The sequence below is a fragment of the Cyclobacterium xiamenense genome, assembly GCF_042140265.1.
GTDB lineage: Bacteria > Bacteroidota > Bacteroidia > Cytophagales > Cyclobacteriaceae > Cyclobacterium > Cyclobacterium xiamenense_A.
Genome location: NZ_CP159481.1, coordinates 1,962,190 through 1,982,521, shown reverse-complemented (window position 1 = coordinate 1,982,521; position 20,332 = coordinate 1,962,190). Strand labels below are relative to the sequence as shown.

Genomic DNA, 20,332 nt, shown 5'->3' with positions numbered 1-20,332 from the left:
TTAGTTGCTGATGGAAGGGCTTTTGTACCAGAGGCTTTTATCTTCCAACTGAGCCACTATAAAATTCGCGCAATCTTCGAGGCTAATGCCAAATGACAACCCTTTTCCATCCGCGGAGATGCGGATTCTATTCCTCGATTTTCTGTTTTCTATTTTCGGAAAGCGAAGAATGGTCCAATTCAGGCCACTTTGCCGGATCATGGATTCCATTTTATTCTTGTCCTCAATCAATAATTGGAGCCACTTTAAGATGGTGGACAACAATACGACGCGGAACAGCCAGGGCTGGTTTTTGAAACTATCCCCTGCGCCCACGTTACTGAGTGCAACCAGGCGAAGTACATGATTCTCTTTCATGGACCGGATGATCCGGGAGGTCATGCTGGAAATCAGGTCAGGTTCGCTTCCCTTATTTTTACCGATGCAATTGACCACGGCATCCTGATCCACCATTGCCTGGGAAATGAGTTTTTGATTCGTAACATCGCCTTCCACCACCCGCAGATTTGGATGGATCGTGTCAATCCGTTTTTTGGAGCGCACCAAAGCCGTAACCTGGTGGTCTTTAGCCAGTAATTCGCGGAGCACGGCCTTACCTGTGAAGCCGGTTGCGCCAACTAATAGTACTTTCATCGTTTTCATCTTTTGGTTTGGACAAAAGTACCGGCTTGGATGCAGTGCTTACCTGACACCTATGTTACAAAATACGTCAGGATATGTATTTTCTAATCCTGCTCAAAGACGCTCTCCGGATACCGAGAAATGAGGACAATTGGGTCAGCGAAATTCGCTGAAAAAGATCGGGATTGGCTTGGATGTATTTCAAATAGCGTTCTTCAGCGGAAAGAAAATGAAAATCATCTATGCGGTCCTGAAGCTGTATGAGCACATTTTCGGCAATCAATCTACCAAAGCGCTCAAAGGCCGGGAACGCTTCATAGGATTCCAGAATTGCTTCCCGGGGAATAAGAATCAGTTCGCATGTTTCCAGGCACCTAAAAGTATTCTTCGTTGGCGTATTTCGAATAAAAGACGGATAGTCCGTGACGAAGCTATTCTCCCGAAAAAACCAAACGGTATGTTCGTTTCCCTCTTTATCGATCAGGTATTCGCGAACAAGACCCTGGTTAATGAACCCAATGTAGCCCTGAAGCTGTCCCGCTTCGAACAGACAGTCTTTTCTTTTCAATTCTTTCTGAAGGAGACATTTTTCAAGAAAAACCCATTCTCTTTCAGATATTTGGGGATTTAACCCTTTAAATGCGGATTTTAATGGGGCTGTGTTCATTATTTTGGCACAAGTGAACGCATGCGGTTTCAATAGACAAATGGGACCAGGCGCTTGCTAGTGACCTACCTGCTTTGCAACCATACAACAGTGGATTTTACGCATTTGCATGGCTGCCCGGCTGCTTTGTTGCACCAGTCAGGTCAGCTGGTTTCTGCCTTTTCGGCCACAGCCCATTTCCTGCTCAATCAGCCGTTCAACCTGCGCATCCGTTGCTGGCATTTTCTTTTGGCAATACGTAATGGTTCCGGATAGCGATACCCTGCTGTATGCCCATGGCCGGGACACCTGCCAGGCATATTCAGAATTGGTCAGCCGTTCTGCTTTTGCATGAGCATTAACCCAAGTTTGACAAGAGACTTTTGATCCTGCCAATCTCGAGGCTTTGCCTGGCCATTATTTTCTTCAAACGACTGTTTTCCTCCTCCAGACACCTGACACGGCGGAGTTCGCGCACATCCATGCCGGCCTACTTATTCCGCCAGCTGTAAAACGTGACAGAACTGATGCCGTGCTTGCGGCATATCTCTTCTACGTTGAGCCCATTCTCTTCCTGTTTAAGGATGTTGAGGACCTGCTCTTCGGTAAGATTGCTCTTTTTTCATACGCACTAAGATAAAACTTTTAGAATAAATCGGTTAAAAAAACAGCCGGAAACCGGTTAGCGACCGAACAGAATAAAGCCGATCTTCATTAGCCAACGATATTGGTAATGCCGTGAAGCAAGTTCACTTATTGTATGGGTTTGCCAATCATACGGACTTGTCGCGAAAACATGAGCAGTTAACATCATTCCTACAAAAAGTCCCACACTTGTCCCATTCTATTTTGTTGGCAGGTCAGCCATTTTTGATGTCCGATAATTGTGTTCATTTCGACCTGTTCGCCATTTTCGCCAGGATGAATGCAGCGCCAAATACTTCCAGGATGCTTAACGGAATGGCAAATGGTAGTATTCCAAATGGTAATACGTTCATATTGCCCGTTACAAGCCACATAAGCAGGAAACCAAGGAACCAAGACAGGAGGATGGTTTGAACCAATGAAAATTTTAATGAGATAACATACATGCCAATGGCAAAGCACAAAGACCAAATCCCCCAAACGGCTCCGTTGATAGGTTCCGACGGAAAGATCAAACCCAAGTTTTCATAATGATCTGTCCAATCAGATTTGAGGATAAACTCGTTTCTGACAAATTCTGAAATACTTATCCAAACAGTAGCTAGCAAAACTGGTAAAATGCTTTTTTTTATCATTGTTATTTATCTGGTTTTTCGATTGGCTTTATCCGTACATGGTCTTATTCATGAGGTAGAGTGATCCAATGATGACAAGGTCTTGCAAAAAGTGAATCAACCATGCCCAAAAGAAACCCTGGGTTTCAAAAACCGATTTGGCTAAAACAAAACCTAGAATTCCAGCTAAGGCTATCCCAATGATACCACTGGGCATGCCGTTTATATGGGCCAGTCCAAAAATTACTGCCGAGATTAGAAATAACTTGGTTGGCGTTAAGAGCCCTTGCAGTGGAGAAACAAGGCCCATTCGATAAATCATTTCTTCACCAAAGGAATTGGTCAATGAAAAAAGCACTATCCAAAAAATTCCATTTGGCAAAATGGACCAATCAACATCTGTCTTCTTTAGCTGGAAATACATGAATACGACAGTCACCCCTGTAATCACCACGCAAAGCGATAGTCCTGTTTTCAGCCAGCTATCCCCTTGCTTGATTCCAAAAACTTTAAGCTCGTTTCCTGGAATCGAAATTTGCCCAAATGAGAAGTACGTCAGAAAGTTTTCCCGGTTTAAAATGTAGGTCGTCAACAAAGATACTCCTGTGATTAGAAGCAATATAACCTGATACGTGACTTGTCGATTCACAAAGGAGTTTCCCGATACTTCCAGTCCTATTATTCTTGACAGGCCTCCTGCAAGCAATAGGGCTGCAGTGTAAACCACGGTCAATATAATGGGGATGGCGATTTTCATTAGTCTCGTTCGTTGTTGCTGCAGGTAGGTGGTTTACAGAAAGTATGTCTACCGGTTGGCAAAATTGAGATGAGTCAATTTTGAGAGGTGTAACTCTCTTCTTTTCGTCTGGTCAACTTGCTTTTGCACGGTTTACTTTGCTTTTTTCCAACCGCAATCCTTTGAGTAAGCTTTCCTTTTAGCTACTGGAAAACAGCCTTTTAAAGATAGAGAAATTCCAGGAAAATTCAACCAGCTGTTTTATATCTATACCGCCTGGCCAACCAATCCCCCGTAGAAGCGATCTCTCCCGACTGCTTGCTGTTCCTAAGGGTGCATGCCCCCGGGGACCATCGGGAATTGGGACCCATTATCAAAGCCGAAATAGGGCAGCTCCGCTGTTGGCAGGTAAAAGTGACCTATCCGCCGCCACAATCCTTGCCCGTAAAGAATAAAGAAACCTAAAAAAAGACAAACCGGATTTACTCCGGCCGGATATCGTTGGCAGAAGTGGCATACAGACCGATCAGGTTGCCGGTAAATCCTCCGGCCACATTGGTCGAAAGGATATCACCGGATACCGTTCCGCCCAGATTTACGAATGCTTCGCCCGGCAGTGCATAGCTAAAACGGTACCCATCCCCCTCGGCACTCACCCGGAGCTGCAGGGGCCCGTCTACCGGCAGCTCCTCACTGCCGATCACCGTGGACGCACCGTTTTCGGTACGTTCCAACACCAGCCGGTAGCCGCTTCCCGCCCGGGTCAATCCGAAAACATAATGGAATTTTTCACTCTGCAGACAGGTAATTCCCGCCAGTTCCGTTTCAGAAGCAGGAAGGTAATCCATATGAGCAGTGAAGGTGAAATTTTGGTGCTGCTGCCGGTAAAACAAGGCAGCTATCGGTGCCTGCTCCTTGGTAGTCACCGGAAAAGGCTTAATTTTCAGCCCTTCCTCCGTGATTGATATAAAATCCTCCCGCGGGCCCCTCAATCCGATCCAGCGATAGTCCAGCGGCCCCGAACCAAACGTTTCCGTATAGGTGAAGTTGCCATTCGGAAAAAAACCTTCCTGCCCGGTCCTGTTTTTTACCCCCTCCGGAAGGCTGAGTTTAGGCTGCATGGGGATCAGCCCATTCTCGAATACCGGAAAATCACCGGACCAGTCCACCGGCAAGATAAAGGTCTCCCGGCCGGTAGTTACCCGGTCTTTTTCATTGGGACGGATACCCAGAAAAACCCCGTAATATTGCCCCTCCGGAGTCTGTACCAGGTCCGCATGTCCGGCCCAGTCCACCTTGTTTTTGCGGTCTTTGGCCAGGTAGCGCTGCGAAAGGATGGGATTTCCGGGCGCAGGCAGGTAGGGGCCCCTGGGCTGATCGCTCACAAAAATCACCTCGCTGTGCCAGTCGCCGGTACCGCCCTCCGCACACATTAGGTAGTAGCGACCATCCTTCTTGTAGATATGGGGTGCTTCTATCCAGATGGGCTGCTGGCTGATGTCCACACCCCCGTCCACGATCACCTGCTCGGTGCCGGCAATCACCTGATCTGCTTCCAGATCATAATCCCATATCTTGATGACCCGATGTCCTTCGTAAAGCGCTGCTTCGGGAGCATCGTTGTGCACCACATAAGCTTTGCCGTCCTCATCAAAAAACAATGCCGGATCGATCCCGTTGAAATTCAGTTTGACCGGATCGGACCATCCCTGTTTGGGGTCGCGGGTCTTGACCACCATGTTGCCGAACCCACCGGCAAATTGGGTGGTGATCATGTAAAAGGTGTCGTTATTCGGATTGTACAGGATATCCGGGGCATAAATACCCGCACTGATCCCTGCCCTGCTGACCTTCAGCTGGGATTTGCGATCCAGCACATGTCCGATTTGGGTCCAGTTGACCAGGTCCCTGGAATGAAACAGAGGTACCCCCGGGAACATGGCAAAGGAAGAAGCCACCAGGTAATAATCCTCTCCCTTCCGGGTGATGGATGGATCGGGGAAACAACCCTGTAATATGGGATTGTAGAACTCCCCTTCAGACAGAGGATTATCCTCGTAAATGGCATCGTTTCCCTGATAGCTCACCTTGGAAAAAACGGGAGCATTTTCAGGCGCCTGCCTGCCAAGGCTACGGCCGGTGAAACACATATGAAACGTGCAAAGGAGAAGGATGGTGTGAAATTTTTTCATGCCTGAGCAAAGGTTATGGTCAACGGGTTTTATTCGAATTTACAGCTGCTGAAACAATGTGCGGTTCGGCGATCTTGGGCCCGGTAAGCATACTGGTACGCTGCTGGTGTCGCAAAAGCAGCTATCAAACCCAAGGGCTTGCTGCTATAGAAACGCGCCGATTTACCCTTCCGGCGCTTTCAAATATAAAATGTTCCGCATACACTTTATAGCCCGGAAGCATATATTTTATGGAAAATGCTTGCCGGACAATCGCCTGCCGGACGGAAAAGAAGGATGGTTGCTCAGCAGCAGGGGTTCTTCTGCGATTTCCGGTCCTCGTCAATTGCGCGAGCAGCTCATTCCTCCGAATTAAAAATTAATTAGGTCTTATGCCCTATTTTTTATAGCTTTGATGCGATTGGTTTTATAAGGTATACGAGTATGCAAGCATCTGCTCCCTGGAAAGGTAGTTTTTTTTTCTCGGCAGTAAAGCGGACCGGATTAGCGTCACCGGGGCTTCCCCTGCTGTCATCCGGTAGAAATTTCAGGCCATGAACACCATTGAAGCCATCGACCTGGTGGTCATCGCGGGCTACCTGCTGGGGATCGTGGGCGTTGGATTGTATTCCGTCCGGAAGAGAAAACAGACCAGTGAAGGCTATTTTCTTGCCGGCAAGTCCCTTTCCTGGGCGGTGATTGGTGCCTCCCTCTTTGCTTCCAATATTTCTACGGTACACCTGGTAGGTCTGGCTGAGTCCGGCTTCACAGACGGTATCGTTTGGGGCAACTTCGAATGGTTTTCGGGCATCGAACTTATCATTCTCGCCTTTGTATTCATCCCGTTCTACCTGCGAACCAAAATCACCACCCTACCCCAGTTTCTGGAAAAACGCTACGATTCCCGGTCCCGGGTGGTATTGGCTATATTCAGCATTCTTGCGGCGCTTTTCATGCACATAGGGGTGAGTTTGTACGCAGGAGCGGTGGTGTTTGAGAATGTATTCGGGCTGAGTATTTTGGTTTCTATCCTTATCGTTGCTCTGGCAACGGGAGTTTATACGATTGTGGGGGGATTGACTTCCGTAGTGATCACAGAGGCGGTTCAAACCGTGATCCTGATCGCGGGGTCCATCACCATTACGGTACTGGCCCTCTACCGATTGCCAGAAATGGGCATCGGTTCCTACGAGGAACTCAAGGCCGCGGTAGACCCCGATCGATTCAGGGTGGTCGGTTTTGATTCGGCAGAAAAGGGATTTACTTTTACCGACATGCTCTTCGGACACCTGGTTTTAGGGATCTGGTATTGGTGCACCGACCAGACCATCGTGCAACGGGTACTGGGGGCCAGGTCGGAAAAGCAGGCCAAATTGGGTGCTCTTTTCGCCGGTTTCCTGAAAATTCTACCCGTTTTCATCATGGTCGTTCCCGGAATACTGGCCTTCGCCTTGTTTCGGGAGCAAATCGGAGAGGATACCAAAAGCGTGTTGCCAGTCCTAATCAGTAACCTGATGCCGGTAGGGCTAAAGGGGCTTATGGTGGCGGCGCTGCTTGCCGCGGTCATGAGCAGTGTGGCTGCGGCTATCAATAGCTGCTCCACGTTGATCGTTTACGATGTTTTTGACAAATTGAAACCCAACTTGACGGATGGCCGGAAAATCTTTATCGGCCGACTCACCGGTCTGATCGTTTTGGTTTCGGCAGTGATTTGGTCGCCCTTTTTGGGAAACCTGGGGACCCTTTTCGAATTGATCAACCAAATGTTTTCCATATTTGCCCCATCTATTGTAGCGGTATTTCTCCTGGGCATCCTTTCCTCCAGGGGAACAGCAAATGCTTCGTTTTACACGCTACTGGTAGGCAGTTTGTTCGCTGCCTCGGTATTCGTTGTCGAAAAATACCTGACGGTGGGTGGAATCCCCCATTACCTATCCAGTACCGATGGATTGGGCATCAACTGGCTGCAGCAAACTTCCCTCTTCTTCCTGTTCGCTGTCCTGCTATACGCGGTGATTTCTTATTTCGACCAACAAGAGCAGGTTATTTTCCCCGGTTTCTACCTGAAAGTAAGGAATTCCTCCCGGCTGGTCAATTGGCTGACTGCCCTTTTAGTACTTACCCTATTGGTCCTGTACTGGACGTTTTATTGATTACAACGATGAAGAATATAGATGATGAAAATTTATTGCAAACGATGCAGGTCAGCCAAAGCCCGGTAATTCCCGAAAAACCGCGTCCCATTCTGCTCATCGGAGCGGGAGGCATTGTACGGGATGCCCATCTCCCGGCATATGCCAAAGCTGCATTTCCCGTCGCCGGTATTTATGACCCTATTGCCGGAAAAGCAAAGCCATTGGCAGCAGCCTACGGCATGGTGCATGGGGCCTTTGATTCACTGGAGCTGTTGATCCAAAAGTCAACGGAAATAAACGGCGTATTCGACCTGGCAGTACCCGCGGATCAGATCCTTGAAATCTTACGCCAGCTGCCCGACCGGTCGGCTGTATTGATACAAAAACCGATGGGTGAGAACCTGAAGGAGGCGGGAGAAATTCTGAATCTTTGCCGTAAAAAGTCCCTGGTAGCAGGGGTCAACTTTCAACTCCGCCATGCCCCCTTCATGCTGGCTGCCAACGAGCTGATCCGGCAAGGGCTGATTGGCGAAGTTTTCGATGTGGAGTTCAAGGTTTGCGTACATACGCCCTGGGAACGTTGGGAATTCCTGAAAACCAAACCCCGATTGGAAATTCTCTACCACAGCATCCATTACCTGGATACGATTCGGAGTCTTCTGGGGAATCCGGAAAAGGTGTTTGCCCGTACCATCAAACACCCCCTCAACGATTCGCTGGCTGCCACCCGAAGCACCATTGTTCTGGACTATAAACGTTTGACACAAGCCCGCATCCTTACCCATCACGGACACGATTTCGGACCGAAATACCAGGAATCGTACCTGAAAATCGAAGGAACAAAGGGTGCCATCCGGATTCAAATCGGCGTTTCCTTCGATTATCCCAAAGGCAGGCCTTCCCGATTGGAATATTTCAGCAAAGAAAACAGCGGAAAGGGTTGGCAGGAACTTCCGCTTGAGGGAGATTGGTTTCCGGATGCCTTTATTGGCCCCATGGCTTCCCTGCAAAATCACCTGGTAAATCCGTCCAACCCTTTTCCGAACGATGTGGAAGATGCCTACCAGACGATGCGCCTGGTAGAAAAACTGTATGAATCAAACAACCTGGGGGGACTTGACTTTTAATTAAGAATTAAGCGAAAAAGAAAATACAACGGTCGCAAACCTCCATACAAGCGAATGCAGCTTTGCGGCGAAGCAGAAACGTAAAATCGATGAAGCAATCTATACTTATTCAATCCGGAAGTTCTCGGGATATCCAGTTTACGCTGGAAAATGGCGCCGGTTCCGACGCTGTTCATACCACACCGGTGTACGCGTATGCGGTGTGCGCCTTGCAAACGGACAGCCGTCTGGAAGGAATTGGACTGGCCTTAACCCTTGGCGCGGGCAATAAACTGGTCTGTGATGCCATCGACTACCTGGTGCGGCACGTCGAAGGCCGGGAAATCAACGAACTCATGGCCGACTTTGGGAGCACGTACAAAAAGATGGCCGACGACCCCAATCTCCGGTGGTTGGGTCCGCACAAGGGTGTGGTCCACCTGGCCCTGGCCTCGGTGGTAAATGCCTGCTTTGACCTTTGGGCCAAATCCAGGTGTCAGCCGCTGTGGCAGTTGCTGATCGATCTTTCTCCGGAAGAGCTGATTGCTACCCTCGACTTTTCTTACTATGAAGACATCCTGCCCCGGGAGGAAGCCCTATCACTGATAAAAAGTCAGGCTGCCGGGAAGGAGAGTCGCCTGGGTATCCTTAAAGACGGTTATCCGGGATACGACACCTCTATCGGCTGGTTCAATTATACTGATGAGCAGGTAATCACAAACATAAAGAAGTCGATCGACCTAGGATTTACCGCACTCAAACTAAAAGTTGGCTCCGCGAATGCAGATCGCGACATCCGCAGGGCAGAACTGGTTCGTAACGCTGCGGGACCGCAAGCAAGGATCATGCTGGATGCCAACCAACAATGGAATCTTCCAAAAGCCATCGCCATCTGCAAAAAACTCATGGCAATCGACCCCTTCTTTGTCGAGGAGCCCACGCATCCGGACGATATACTTGCCCACCTACACCTTTCAAAAGAAATGTCCATTCCGATCGCACTTGGAGAACACGTGCCCAACAAGATCATGTTTAAAAACTTTATCCAATCGGGCTGCATGTCCTACAATCAGGTGGATGCAGTCAGGGTGGGTGGCGTGTCTGAATTTTTGCTCATCAGTCTGCTTTCCAGAAAATTCAACATTCCGGTGCTGCCTCATGTGGGAGATATGGGGCAGATCCACCAGCACCTGGTGCTCTACAATCACATTTCCCTGGGCCATCCGGCCATTCTCCTCGAACACATTCCTCATCTAAAGGAGTATTTCAAATTTCCAGCCCGGGTACTGGGAGGAAGGTACAAAACTCCCCAAGACCCGGGGGCAAGCACCGATTTCAAGGAGTTTGTACTGGAAAAAATGGCTCTCTACCATTGATTTTTTAACGGGAATCAAGGTCCGTAAAATTTTGAAGCGAATATTTTGGTAAAAATTAGGTCGTTTGTCCTAATTTGATTATTATTGGGGCGAATGCCCTAAATTACAACTGCCTGCGCGCTTGCACCCTAGGGCCGGGTCTCCCCTGTCTCAGTTTAAAAAATAATACGGGTTCCGGGCTCAGGTTTGACAGGTTTTGAAGGACCAGAAAAGGCTGGAATGGAAGCAGCAATGGAGCAAAAATGCCGGTCACCGGGCTCATCGCTCGGTTGTTTGAGATCTTGAATAACCGGAAGCGGAAATGATTTTGGAATCACACCTAACATTTAAAATGATAGCAGCAACGAACCCGAATATATCCTAACCCTCCGGAGGAAACTCCCTCCCGAGGGTGGCCAACGCAATAGTGATTCAGTCCGGATTACGAAAGGCCTGTCCAAGCATCCCAAAACACAATTATTATAAACCTAATAGTCAAAATTATGCACGTAAGATTACTAAAGAAGGGCCAAGTCCTGGCCCGGAATTTCATTTACGGGTTGGCCGCATCCTGGCTGATTTTTCAAACCTCGGTAGCATCCGGGGCCGTTGAAAAAATCGAAAGCGATGCGCTCTACAGCAACATCGGCGATATGTCCCGTATCGATGCTCTTGTGGAAGGAAAAGTCATCGATGAGGAAGGAAACCCTATCCCGGGAGCGGCAATTCTTGTAAAAGGCACCACTTCGGGTACTTCCACGGATATCGACGGTAACTTTTCTCTGGATGTGTCCGAAGATGCGGTACTGGTGGTATCCTTTCTGGGCTTTATTACCCAGGAGATCCAGGTGGGTAATCGGACGGAATTGGAAATCATCCTGGTCGAAGATATCGCTCAGATGGATGAAGTCGTCGTGGTCGGCTTTGGCACCCAAAAGAAATCACACCTCACCGCAGCCGTGGAGCAGATCGGTAGTGAATTGATAGAAAACCGACCTATCAACCGGTTATCCGAAGCGCTCCAGGGTGCGGTGGCCGGTTTGTACGTGACCCCGGTAAACGGGGGGCCTGCACAGGAATCAAATTTCAATATCCGGGGTTACACCGGATTCGGCCAGAAAGGTGGCCCGCTGGTTTTGGTAGACGGGATCGAACGTACGATGAGTGATGTCAACCCAAATGATGTAGAATCGGTAACCGTCTTGAAAGATGCTGCTGCTTCCGCCATTTATGGGTCAAGGGCGCCGTCAGGGGTCATTCTCATTACCACCAAGTCTGGTTCGAAAGGGGAGAAAATGCAGGTCAATTACAGCGGGAGTTACCGCATCGGCTCGCCCATAGGCATGCCCGAATGGGCCAATTCCTGGGAATATGCAGAGAAGATAAACGAACAATACCGAAACTCCCTGCAGGCCCCTATCTACACGGAAGAAGCCATCCAACGAATGAGGGATCATGGAGCGGGATTAATCCCAAACAACATCGTTACCGGAAATGGTACCTATGGTGCGCATTGGGACATGAATGGAAACAGCAATTGGTTTGACATCATGTACAAAAGCATCATCCCCAGTCAACAGCACAATGCCAGCGTCTCGGGGGGAAGCAATAATACCGGATATTATGTTGGCCTTGGGTACAACGAATCGATGGGGATCATCAAAGGTTCAGACGACCAGTTGAACCGCTACAATGCGCTGTTGAAGGTGAATTCGGATGTAACCGATTGGCTGAACCTCCGCATGAGCATGAACTATGTCAGAACAGACGAACAGGCTCCCAATTACAGAGGCGGAGGTCCGAATTATGGGGATATCTGGCAAAACGCATCCGCATCGCTTCCCAATTGGAACGATTTAAACCCGAATGGCAGTCCTTCCTTTTTGAGCAGCGGCCCATCGCTTCGTGGGGAAGGTGGGACACAGTCCGATCAACGGAACGAGACCACGCTTTCCGGTGGGTTCACCCTGAAGCCATTTAAAGATTTCAATATACGTGGTAATTACTACTGGAGAAATCTCACCTCTCACCTGGAGCGCAACACGTTTGTGATTTTGGTGGAGGAAGCAGATGGTAGCGTACGAAACTCCGCCAGGTCCGCCCAGCAGAGCAGTGTTCTTCGTCAAATGAACTTCACCAATTATCATACGGCAGACATCGTGGCTGACTACGATACACAAATTGGTCGCCATTCGATCAATGCGTTGGTTGGCTACCAGGAAGAATACAACAATTTTTCCCGCCTTGCAGGGATAGGCAGGGACCTGTATACCAATTCGGTACCCAGTATCAGCACTACCTTCAATCCGAACCCAACGGTGAACGATATGCTTACCCATTGGGCTACTCAAGGCGTATTTGGGCGGTTGGCATACAATTATGCCGAAAAATACTTTATTGAATTCAATGGCAGGTACGATGCCCACTCCAAATTCCCTGCCGCGATCCGCTGGTCTTTTTTCCCGTCTGTCTCGGGTGCCTGGAACATTGCCGAAGAAAATTTTTGGTCGGTTAATCAAATAAATGCATTCAAAATCCGGGCTGCGTACACCTCCTCCGGTGACCCCGGAAACGGAAATTACCTCTATCTACCCACCATGGGTACCGGTATTGGGGTTGGAGACGTGCTGCTTGGCGGCGTCAAACCCAACATGGTATTCATGCCCCCTCTTGTAAGTTCGGACCTTACCTGGTCCTCTCCACAGACGCTGGGCTTTGGACTTGATGTAGTGGCCATAGAAAACAGATTGGAGATGACGTACGACTGGTACCAGCGAACGATCTACAACCAACCCGGCCCGGCCAAAATCCTTCCCGAAACAATAGGTACCGGCTTGCCCAGTGTAAACAATGCGGTGAGCGAGACCAGGGGATGGGAATTTTCGTTGAAGTGGAGAAATTCGGGAAGAATTGCCGGAAAACCGTTTAATTATTCTGCAAGATTTAACATTGCCGATTACATAGGCTATGTGGTGGAATACGATGAAAATCCAAACGGCCAAAGAAACGGCACCTGGACGCCTGGGGAGGTGTTTGGACAGATCTGGCTGTACGAATCAAACGGTGTAGCGCAGGATGTATCCGATGTGGAAGCAAATGTACCACAGGGAGGCGGCTGGTATTATCCGGGAGATTTGATGATAAATGATAGAAACGGGGATGGACAGATCAATGCGGGAGAAGGCGGCCGCTGGTATGCCCGAGGCGACCAGTACATGGCCGGCTATAACTACGGACGGTACCGCTATGGTATGAATTTTCAGGCCAACTGGAATGGAATAGACCTTTCGGTAACCTTCACAGGTGTACCCAAATGGATTACCTATACCAATAATTTCCATGTCATTCCGGCCGGAATCAATATCTGGAATTCAAAATGGTTTACCCGCCACCAGGAGCTTGGCACCTGGTCACCCGAAACACCGGATAATTATTTCCCCAGGCATTCTTTTAAAACCTATGGAGCGAACGACCAATACGTAGAAAATCTGGCGCATTTGAGGGTTCAGAATTTACGTGTCGGCTACAACCTCCCTGAAACGCTGCTCGACCGGATTAAACTGAGAAAGGTATATGTCTATACAAGTGCCGAAAATCTGGGAATGATTTACTACAAGTCCAATTTCAGGTACGAACCTGAAATCATGTCCAGATACGGCGGCAATGGCTATCCGCCACAGCGTCAAATCTCATTCGGCGTAAACATAGGTATATAATTTTAAACTAGTTCACCATGAATCATACACTGAAATATATAAGGACATTGATCATCATGATCACCCTGTCACTTTTTGGCTGCGTTGAGGACTTCCTGGAAAGGTACCCCCTGGATGCCATGACGGATGCAACGTACTTTACTTCACCCAATGATTTAAAAGTAATGGCCAACGGCTTTTACAGACTATTGCCGCGGTATCATTTTCAAGGACGGGGCAACGGTGCCCAAAATAACAACCTGGATGCCAATACGGATATACAGGTAGGTACCGGCCCCTCGGGATTTCTGTTCCAGCGCGGGGCTTCCGGGCAAGCGCCTCCTACAGACGGAACCTGGAACGGCAATTTTACCTGGATCCGCCAAATCAATTACATGATAAACAATGCCAGACGTGTTGAAGTCAGCACCGAAGCGAACCAATACGTCGGAGAAGCTTATTTCTTCCGGGCCTGGGTATATCTGAACATGCTGGAGCGGTATGGCGACGTACCCATCTATACGGAGGTGCTGGACACAGACAGCGAAGCATTGTACAGGGAAAGGTCTTCCAGGTACGATGTGGCAAAATTTATCATCCAGGACCTGGACTCCGCTATCGTCAATATGGGTTGGAAAAATTCGACCTTTGTTACTCCCGGACGGGTTACCAAAGAAGCAGCCCTGGTCATGAAAGCACGCACGGCTTTATTTGAAGGCTCCTGGGAGCGGTACCACGGCACGAAGAATACGCCTTTCGCGGTACAGGGACAGGACGGTACCGAATTCCTCCAGATGGTGGAGCCCACGATCCAACAACTCATTGATCATCAGGGATCCAATGTATACAGGGAAGGCGGTCCGTTTAATGAAGCCTACAACCAGCTTTTTTCCCAGCAGGATGCATCGTCTTCTGCCGGCGTATTTTTGTACCGCATTTACGATGTGAACGAAATAGTGGGCCATAATTTCTACGATCTGGTCGTGGACAATGCTCAGGCGGTTACCTGGAAACTGGTCAACAGCTACCTGGACAAAGACGGTATGCCCCAGGAACTCTCCCCCCTGCCGATCGATTATACGAGCTTGAATAATCTGGGTGAACACCTCGATCCACGGTTCAGGCAATCCATCTGGACTCCCGATAGAGGACCCCACCAGCAAATTCCAGGGTACGGGACCACCCCCACTCCCCTGCCATTGCGGTATCCGCAGTTGAACAATGTTTTCTCTGCAAATTATACGTCAACCGGACTCAGAAGATGGAAAGGAGCCATTATGGACAATAACGAATGGCGAAACGGCTCAACCGATGAAGTATTGATACGCTATGCCGAAGGTTTATTGGCCCTGGCAGAAGCAAAAGCCATTTTGGGAACCATCACTCAGGGAGATTTGGACAAAACCGTCAACGTACTCCGGGAAAGGGTGGGAATGGCACCCATGTCACTGGCCGAGATAACTACCTGGCCCATATCCTATGCGTTGGAGAATGCCTTTGACCCTTCCGAATCAACTATTGTAAATGAAATCCGCAGGGAACGGCTGGTGGAACTTGCATTCGAAGGCCACCGTCAAAATGACTTGAAGAGATGGGCGGTTTTCCATCACGTGGTTAACGACTGGAAGCCCAAAGGCGCCCATTTCCAGGAATATGTGAATTACTACAACGATCCATCCAAATTGGCAGCCGACGGCGTCAATCCAGACAACACAAGCATTTGGACCCTTACCCGTGGCGAGGATTATGATATCTTCAATGATGGGCACATCAATCCCTTTTTCCGAAATCCGGATTTCCAGGAGAACGGAGAGGGTTATTTTATCGAACCCGGACGTGCCTACCTGGCACCCATACCGAGGAATGAAATAGAAGTCTATGCGGATGCCGGTTATCAATTGACCCAAAATCCCGGATGGTTTTAATTAAAAAAATGGACTATTAAAAAAAGTATCCCATGAAAAAACAATCAATGTTACTGTATATATTGGTGCTTGCAGGAATTCTTTCTTCCTGCGAACCCCGAATAGATTTTGATGAAGCGCAGTGGGGAGACACTGCCTTTATAACCAACGTGAATGTCTTTACCTTGCAGGTCGCCGAGCACGAACTTCAGGAGTTTTATGAAAGTGGGGAACTGACTCCGGCGCGAAGACGGCTCATTCTATCCACCGGAAATGCGGAAATCGAAAATGAAAATTTTACCGCTACCGTCCGGGTACCCGCAAGCGCTGACCTTACCCGGGCAGGGATCATTATCAATCACCAAAGTATGCGGGTAGAACCCGTAGGTGATACGCCGGTTGCAGGTATTATTTCGGATCTATCTGAAAAAAACTTCGTCTATAAGCTGGTTTCAGCCGATGGAACGACTCACGATTGGCTGGTTCGAATCGTGCAGGAGTAACAAAAATGCTAAAAAAGATGGCCCGCAGGACTTGCAGGCAATAATGAATTTCGAGCGGTCAGGCAAAACCTGACTGCTCGCTTTTGAATTACCCGCATTGGCCCCGGGCGGGCGGCATTTCTTTGATCAGGACATCGATGTGTAATAAACCGAGACCATGAAAACGGTAACCATTTCCGCGCCATTTCTTCTGCTTCCATTGCTCCTTGCAGCGCAAAATAGCCTGGATCTATTTATCTGGGCAGGACAGTCCAATGCGCAGGGCTATACCGGCGACGCCGCCAAGTATCCGGAAGACGGCGAAGATCTCGACAAAGACATCTTATTGAATTATACCGTATTCGGCAAAGCGAGTTCCGATGGGAAATGGGTACCGATGCAGCCCCAAAAAGGAAGGTATCCTGCCGGTCACTTTGGACCAGAACTGAGTTTTGCCCGGGAATTAACGAAAGCTGGTTATCGTCCTGGTATTTTCAAATACATCCGAGGAGGCACAGGCCTGGAAAAAGATTGGAAAGGCCCCGGAGACGGGGGCATCTACGATTCGATGGTAGTCGGACTCAAAGCGGCCATCCTGCAATTAGAAGAAACCGGATACCCTGTCCAGGTACGCGGATTCATCTGGATTCAGGGAGAAACAGATGCCGGAGATGAAAAGGCCGCCAATACCTACGAGAGAAATCTAATGGAAATGATCGCGCATTTACGGTCCGAGGTCGTGAAAAACGACACCCTGGAAGTGATTCTGGGGGTAGACGAGCAACAGTATTTGCTGGAGGAACGACCCATTATCAGGGAAGCCCAGCAAACAATCGCGCAGCGGGATCAACACATCATATACACCACCATGTATGGCCTGCCGAAGGCCGATCGGACCCATTTGACACCAGCGGGACTCGTCACTCATGGTCAACGAATCTACAAGGCCTATACACTTGCAGCAAACAGCCGCCCTGCTGAATCCGGACAAACATCGTTTGCTGACAGATGGGAGTACATTGGCAGTGCTGTTTCCGAACCGGGACAGGTAGTATGGGGCACTTCGCCTGTCATCGGAGAGGACGGAAAAACGCACCTGTATGCGGCCCGCTGGCCGGGAAGTCGGGTAGAGCCGGGCTTGCGTTCCCATAGCGAAATCGCCCATTATGTGGGTAATGGTCCGGAGGGTCCGTTTGTTTTTTCGGATATCGCATTGAAAGGGAGCGGCAAAGACACCTGGGACAGGTATGGAATGCATAACCCAACAATCCATCGAATAAACGATCAATATGTCCTTTTGTACATTGCGAATGACAATTACCAGCAACCGCCCCATCCTTCCAATCAAAAGATAGGAATGGCCCTATCCAACACACCCTATGGCCCTTGGAATAAGGTGCATGGGGATGGATTGCTGCTGGAAGTTCCCAACAACCCAAGGTATTGGAATTTCAACGCCAGCAACGGTATGAACAATCCGGCACTTTTGGAGCATCCGAACGGCAGGTTTTACCTTTATCTCAAATCGGAAAAAGCAAGAATGGGGCTGGCTGTGTCAGACAAGTTAACCGGACCCTATGTCCAAATGCCTTTCCCCGTGACAAAAAACGAGCAGGCCATCGAAGAGGGTACTGCCTTTAGGATGGACGATAGGTTTTGCCTGCTAACGACGGTCAATCACGGGCTTGTCGAAAAAGGGGGAGGTATACGCTGGCAATCCATCGACGGAATCAACTTCGAACAGAAAGAACAGGGTTTTTACCCTGCCGAAGGTTATCTGGGCAAGGAAAAGTTGGCCAATGCCATCAACCGCTATGCCGGCGAGCTCATAAAATTTGAACGTCATCAGCTTTTGATGGAACACGGAAAGCCCCGCTACCTGTATGTAACCTCAGGATACCCTTGGTTTGGGGGTGAAGCACCTGTTAGCTATAGTTTCAAATACAACTAATTTCCATTGGAAAACCCAAGCGGAAATGCCTTTTTTACAATGGTCTTGGTTACGGGCTATTCGTAAAAAAACAACCCGACAGGCGGGGCGAAACGAGCCTCCGTATCAAGTAGTATGAAAAAAGTTAGTAAAAAAATGCATGCACCATGAGAAAAAACTTTCCTACCTATTGGCTCTTACTGTTTTTAATGGGGACAAATTTCGTCCTGGCCCAGGATATGCAAGCCCATTTCAAGGGTATTGAATACAAATTTACCGAGGCTAAGGGCATAGGCTTCGAAAAAGGGGTCACCCGCAGGGATCCCAGCGATGTTATAAAAGTTGGTCAAACCTACTACGTGTATTACACAAAAATCCCCGATGCCCAGCCGGAATATTGGGGAGCGGGCTATTGGGGCGCCAGTGTATGGTGTGCCAAATCGGAGGATGAGGGCTTTTCCTGGACGGAAGTGGGGCAGATGCTGGATGTGGGAGCAACGGGTCAGTGGGATTCCCAGGCAGTTTTCACCCCAAACATCTTGTTTGCGGCAGGCAAATATTACCTCTATTATACCGGAGTAAAACCCACTCCCGGAAATGCCAAAGGAGAATTTGAGAACAACAATATCAGCGATATTACCGCCATCGGTGTCGCGGTTGCTGATTCCCCGGAAGGGCCCTTCAAGCGAATTAACCAGACACCTATTTTGAAAGTAAGCGTGGAACCGGAGAAGTTTGACAGCTACCGGGTAGACGATGCATCCCTGCTGTACCGAAATGGATTGTACTGGTTGTACTATAAGGGTCGGTCCTTGCTTGGGGGACAAGGTGGCCCCGCTCATACAGCCATGGGTGTGGCCTACGCAAAAAACCCGGAAGGCCCGTACACCAAATTTGGAGATGAGATACTTGAAAGAAGCCATGAGGTACTGATATGGCCACAGGGCACCGGCGTGGCCGCCTTTGCCTCTCTATCGGAGACGTTCGAGTATGCGCCCGACGGTATCGATTTTATGTCCAATAAACTGAATGCAAAAGTAGACAAGCGTGCCGTTGCACCCGGTGCTTTTCGCCCGGACCTCACCCACCCGGTGGTAGTGGGAGAAGGACTACAATGGGGAATATCCATGATTCCAAACCAACACGAATGTTACCTGGTACGGTTTGAATTGACTTTAAAACACCGGTAAAGCATGTGCGCAAATTCAACCCCTCGGTTGACCCATCTGCCTTCCGGCTAATCGTGACTCATTCCATGAACCCTCTTTTCAGATATACCTGTCTTTGTTTCGCAGTAATTTCCCTGTTTTCCCGATGCAAGAATGGTAGCAGGCAGGAAGATGCGCCCACAGGCCTGTCCGTGCTCACCTTTAACATTCTTCAGGTCGGACACGATGCCGCAACTATGGGTTTTCAGAACAGTCGTTTTGGGGGTTCCCGGTTCGACGATCTTGCAAGGATCATTTCAAGGACAAATCCTGATAGTTTGGGCATTCAGGAAGACACCCCGACGGATAGCCTACTGCTGGCCCTGGGGGAAGGCTGGAACCGTTGCTACAACATGTATTCAAAACTTAAATTGTCCCCGCTTGAAACAAACGGAGATTTGCTGAACGCCTGTAGGGTACATTTGCCAAATGGGGATTCCCTTGTTTTTGTAAATTGCCATTGGCTGCCAACAGGAGGCTATGGCCCCGGGATAATCCAACAGAGAATGCTGAATGCCACTATACCGGCTGATCCTGGCGTTTTTGAAAAGGAAATTCTGGATGCCACCAGGCAGATTGCGGATGGTCCACGTGGCTATCAAGCGACGGTTGATTTGGTTCAACCCTATCTACAAGCCAATGAAAAAGTCATCCTGGTGGGCGATTTTAATGAGCCTTCCCATTTGGACTGGACGGCTCGCTATGCCCGAATGGGCAGCGATCGATGGGTAGAGAATCCCACCGCAACTCCGCTACGCTTCGCCATCAGCTGGCAAGGATCAAAAGCGCTTGAGGATAGTGGCCTATCCGATGCCTACCGAACCATCCACACCGATGAAGTAGCGAATCCGGGAGTCACCTGGACTCCGCCGTATCCAAAAAACACTCCCGGGAGACAGGAGTACAACAATCAGGTATTGGTTCGCGTCGATCGGATCTACTTTTCCCGAAGGGGATTGGTATGCAAGTCGGCGTCCCGCATAACCGGCAAAATAGGCAACGGAGACATTGCCTTGGAAGCAGATTGGCCCTCCGACCATTGGGCAGTATTAGCGGAATTTGAACTACATTGATTAACTTAATG

15 protein-coding genes and 1 pseudogene are annotated in these 20,332 nt (G+C 49.1%); 9 read left to right on the top strand and 7 right to left on the bottom strand.

Annotation, left to right across the window (positions count from 1 at the left end):
- The 7 genes and pseudogenes from ABWH99_RS08415 to ABWH99_RS08385 form a co-directional block, all read right to left on the bottom strand.
- On the bottom strand, positions 1 to 633 hold the full coding sequence (locus tag ABWH99_RS08415; RefSeq protein WP_375585840.1) for an NAD(P)-dependent oxidoreductase: 633 nt from the start codon (positions 631 to 633) through the stop codon (positions 1 to 3).
- A gap of 76 nt (positions 634 to 709) precedes the next feature.
- Positions 710 to 1,288, bottom strand: coding sequence for a Crp/Fnr family transcriptional regulator (locus ABWH99_RS08410; RefSeq protein ID WP_375585839.1), 579 nt, complete (start codon positions 1,286 to 1,288; stop codon positions 710 to 712).
- A gap of 138 nt (positions 1,289 to 1,426) precedes the next feature.
- Positions 1,427 to 1,663 carry a hypothetical protein gene (locus ABWH99_RS08405; protein WP_375585838.1) on the bottom strand — a complete coding sequence of 79 codons (237 nt, stop codon included), beginning with the start codon at positions 1,661 to 1,663 and terminating at the stop codon, positions 1,427 to 1,429.
- Positions 1,664 to 1,757: 94 nt separating this feature from the next.
- Positions 1,758 to 1,865: pseudogene (locus tag ABWH99_RS08400) on the bottom strand (transposase); the annotation flags it as partial.
- Positions 1,866 to 2,157: 292 nt separating this feature from the next.
- Positions 2,158 to 2,547: a hypothetical protein gene (locus ABWH99_RS08395; protein WP_375585837.1), complete on the bottom strand. Its 390-nt coding sequence runs from the start codon at positions 2,545 to 2,547 to the stop codon at positions 2,158 to 2,160.
- A gap of 28 nt (positions 2,548 to 2,575) precedes the next feature.
- Positions 2,576 to 3,283, bottom strand: coding sequence for a CPBP family intramembrane glutamic endopeptidase (locus ABWH99_RS08390; RefSeq protein WP_375585836.1), 708 nt, complete (start codon positions 3,281 to 3,283; stop codon positions 2,576 to 2,578).
- Between the two features lie 461 nt (positions 3,284 to 3,744).
- Positions 3,745 to 5,454, bottom strand: coding sequence for a glycoside hydrolase family 43 protein (locus tag ABWH99_RS08385; protein ID WP_375585835.1), 1,710 nt, complete (start codon positions 5,452 to 5,454; stop codon positions 3,745 to 3,747).
- 533 nt (positions 5,455 to 5,987) lie between these two features.
- Between ABWH99_RS08385 and ABWH99_RS08380 the strand changes: the two genes are divergently transcribed.
- The 9 genes from ABWH99_RS08380 (at position 5,988) to ABWH99_RS08340 (ending at position 20,321) form a co-directional block, all read left to right on the top strand.
- On the top strand, positions 5,988 to 7,586 hold the full coding sequence (locus ABWH99_RS08380) for a sodium/solute symporter (protein ID WP_375585834.1): 1,599 nt from the start codon (positions 5,988 to 5,990) through the stop codon (positions 7,584 to 7,586).
- An 8-nt stretch (positions 7,587 to 7,594) separates the two neighbouring features.
- Positions 7,595 to 8,695 carry a Gfo/Idh/MocA family protein gene (locus tag ABWH99_RS08375; RefSeq protein ID WP_375585833.1) on the top strand — a complete coding sequence of 367 codons (1,101 nt, stop codon included), beginning with the start codon at positions 7,595 to 7,597 and terminating at the stop codon, positions 8,693 to 8,695.
- An 89-nt stretch (positions 8,696 to 8,784) separates the two neighbouring features.
- Positions 8,785 to 10,050, top strand: a complete 1,266-nt coding sequence (locus tag ABWH99_RS08370; protein WP_375585832.1) for an enolase C-terminal domain-like protein — start codon at positions 8,785 to 8,787, stop codon at positions 10,048 to 10,050.
- Positions 10,051 to 10,532: 482 nt separating this feature from the next.
- The gene (locus ABWH99_RS08365) at positions 10,533 to 13,745 is read left to right on the top strand and encodes a SusC/RagA family TonB-linked outer membrane protein (RefSeq protein ID WP_375585831.1); all 3,213 of its coding nucleotides are present in this window, start codon (positions 10,533 to 10,535) and stop codon (positions 13,743 to 13,745) included.
- A 17-nt stretch (positions 13,746 to 13,762) separates the two neighbouring features.
- A complete protein-coding gene (locus ABWH99_RS08360; RefSeq protein ID WP_375585830.1) occupies positions 13,763 to 15,649 on the top strand; it encodes a RagB/SusD family nutrient uptake outer membrane protein in 1,887 nt (628 codons plus the stop codon).
- A gap of 32 nt (positions 15,650 to 15,681) precedes the next feature.
- Positions 15,682 to 16,131, top strand: coding sequence for a DUF5018-related domain-containing protein (locus ABWH99_RS08355; RefSeq protein WP_375585829.1), 450 nt, complete (start codon positions 15,682 to 15,684; stop codon positions 16,129 to 16,131).
- Between the two features lie 157 nt (positions 16,132 to 16,288).
- Positions 16,289 to 18,061: a sialate O-acetylesterase gene (locus ABWH99_RS08350; RefSeq protein WP_375585828.1), complete on the top strand. Its 1,773-nt coding sequence runs from the start codon at positions 16,289 to 16,291 to the stop codon at positions 18,059 to 18,061.
- 146 nt (positions 18,062 to 18,207) lie between these two features.
- Positions 18,208 to 19,230, top strand: coding sequence for a family 43 glycosylhydrolase (locus ABWH99_RS08345; protein ID WP_375585827.1), 1,023 nt, complete (start codon positions 18,208 to 18,210; stop codon positions 19,228 to 19,230).
- Between the two features lie 5 nt (positions 19,231 to 19,235).
- Positions 19,236 to 20,321, top strand: a complete 1,086-nt coding sequence (locus tag ABWH99_RS08340) for an endonuclease/exonuclease/phosphatase family protein (RefSeq protein ID WP_375585826.1) — start codon at positions 19,236 to 19,238, stop codon at positions 20,319 to 20,321.
- Positions 20,322 to 20,332: the final 11 nt, after the last annotated feature.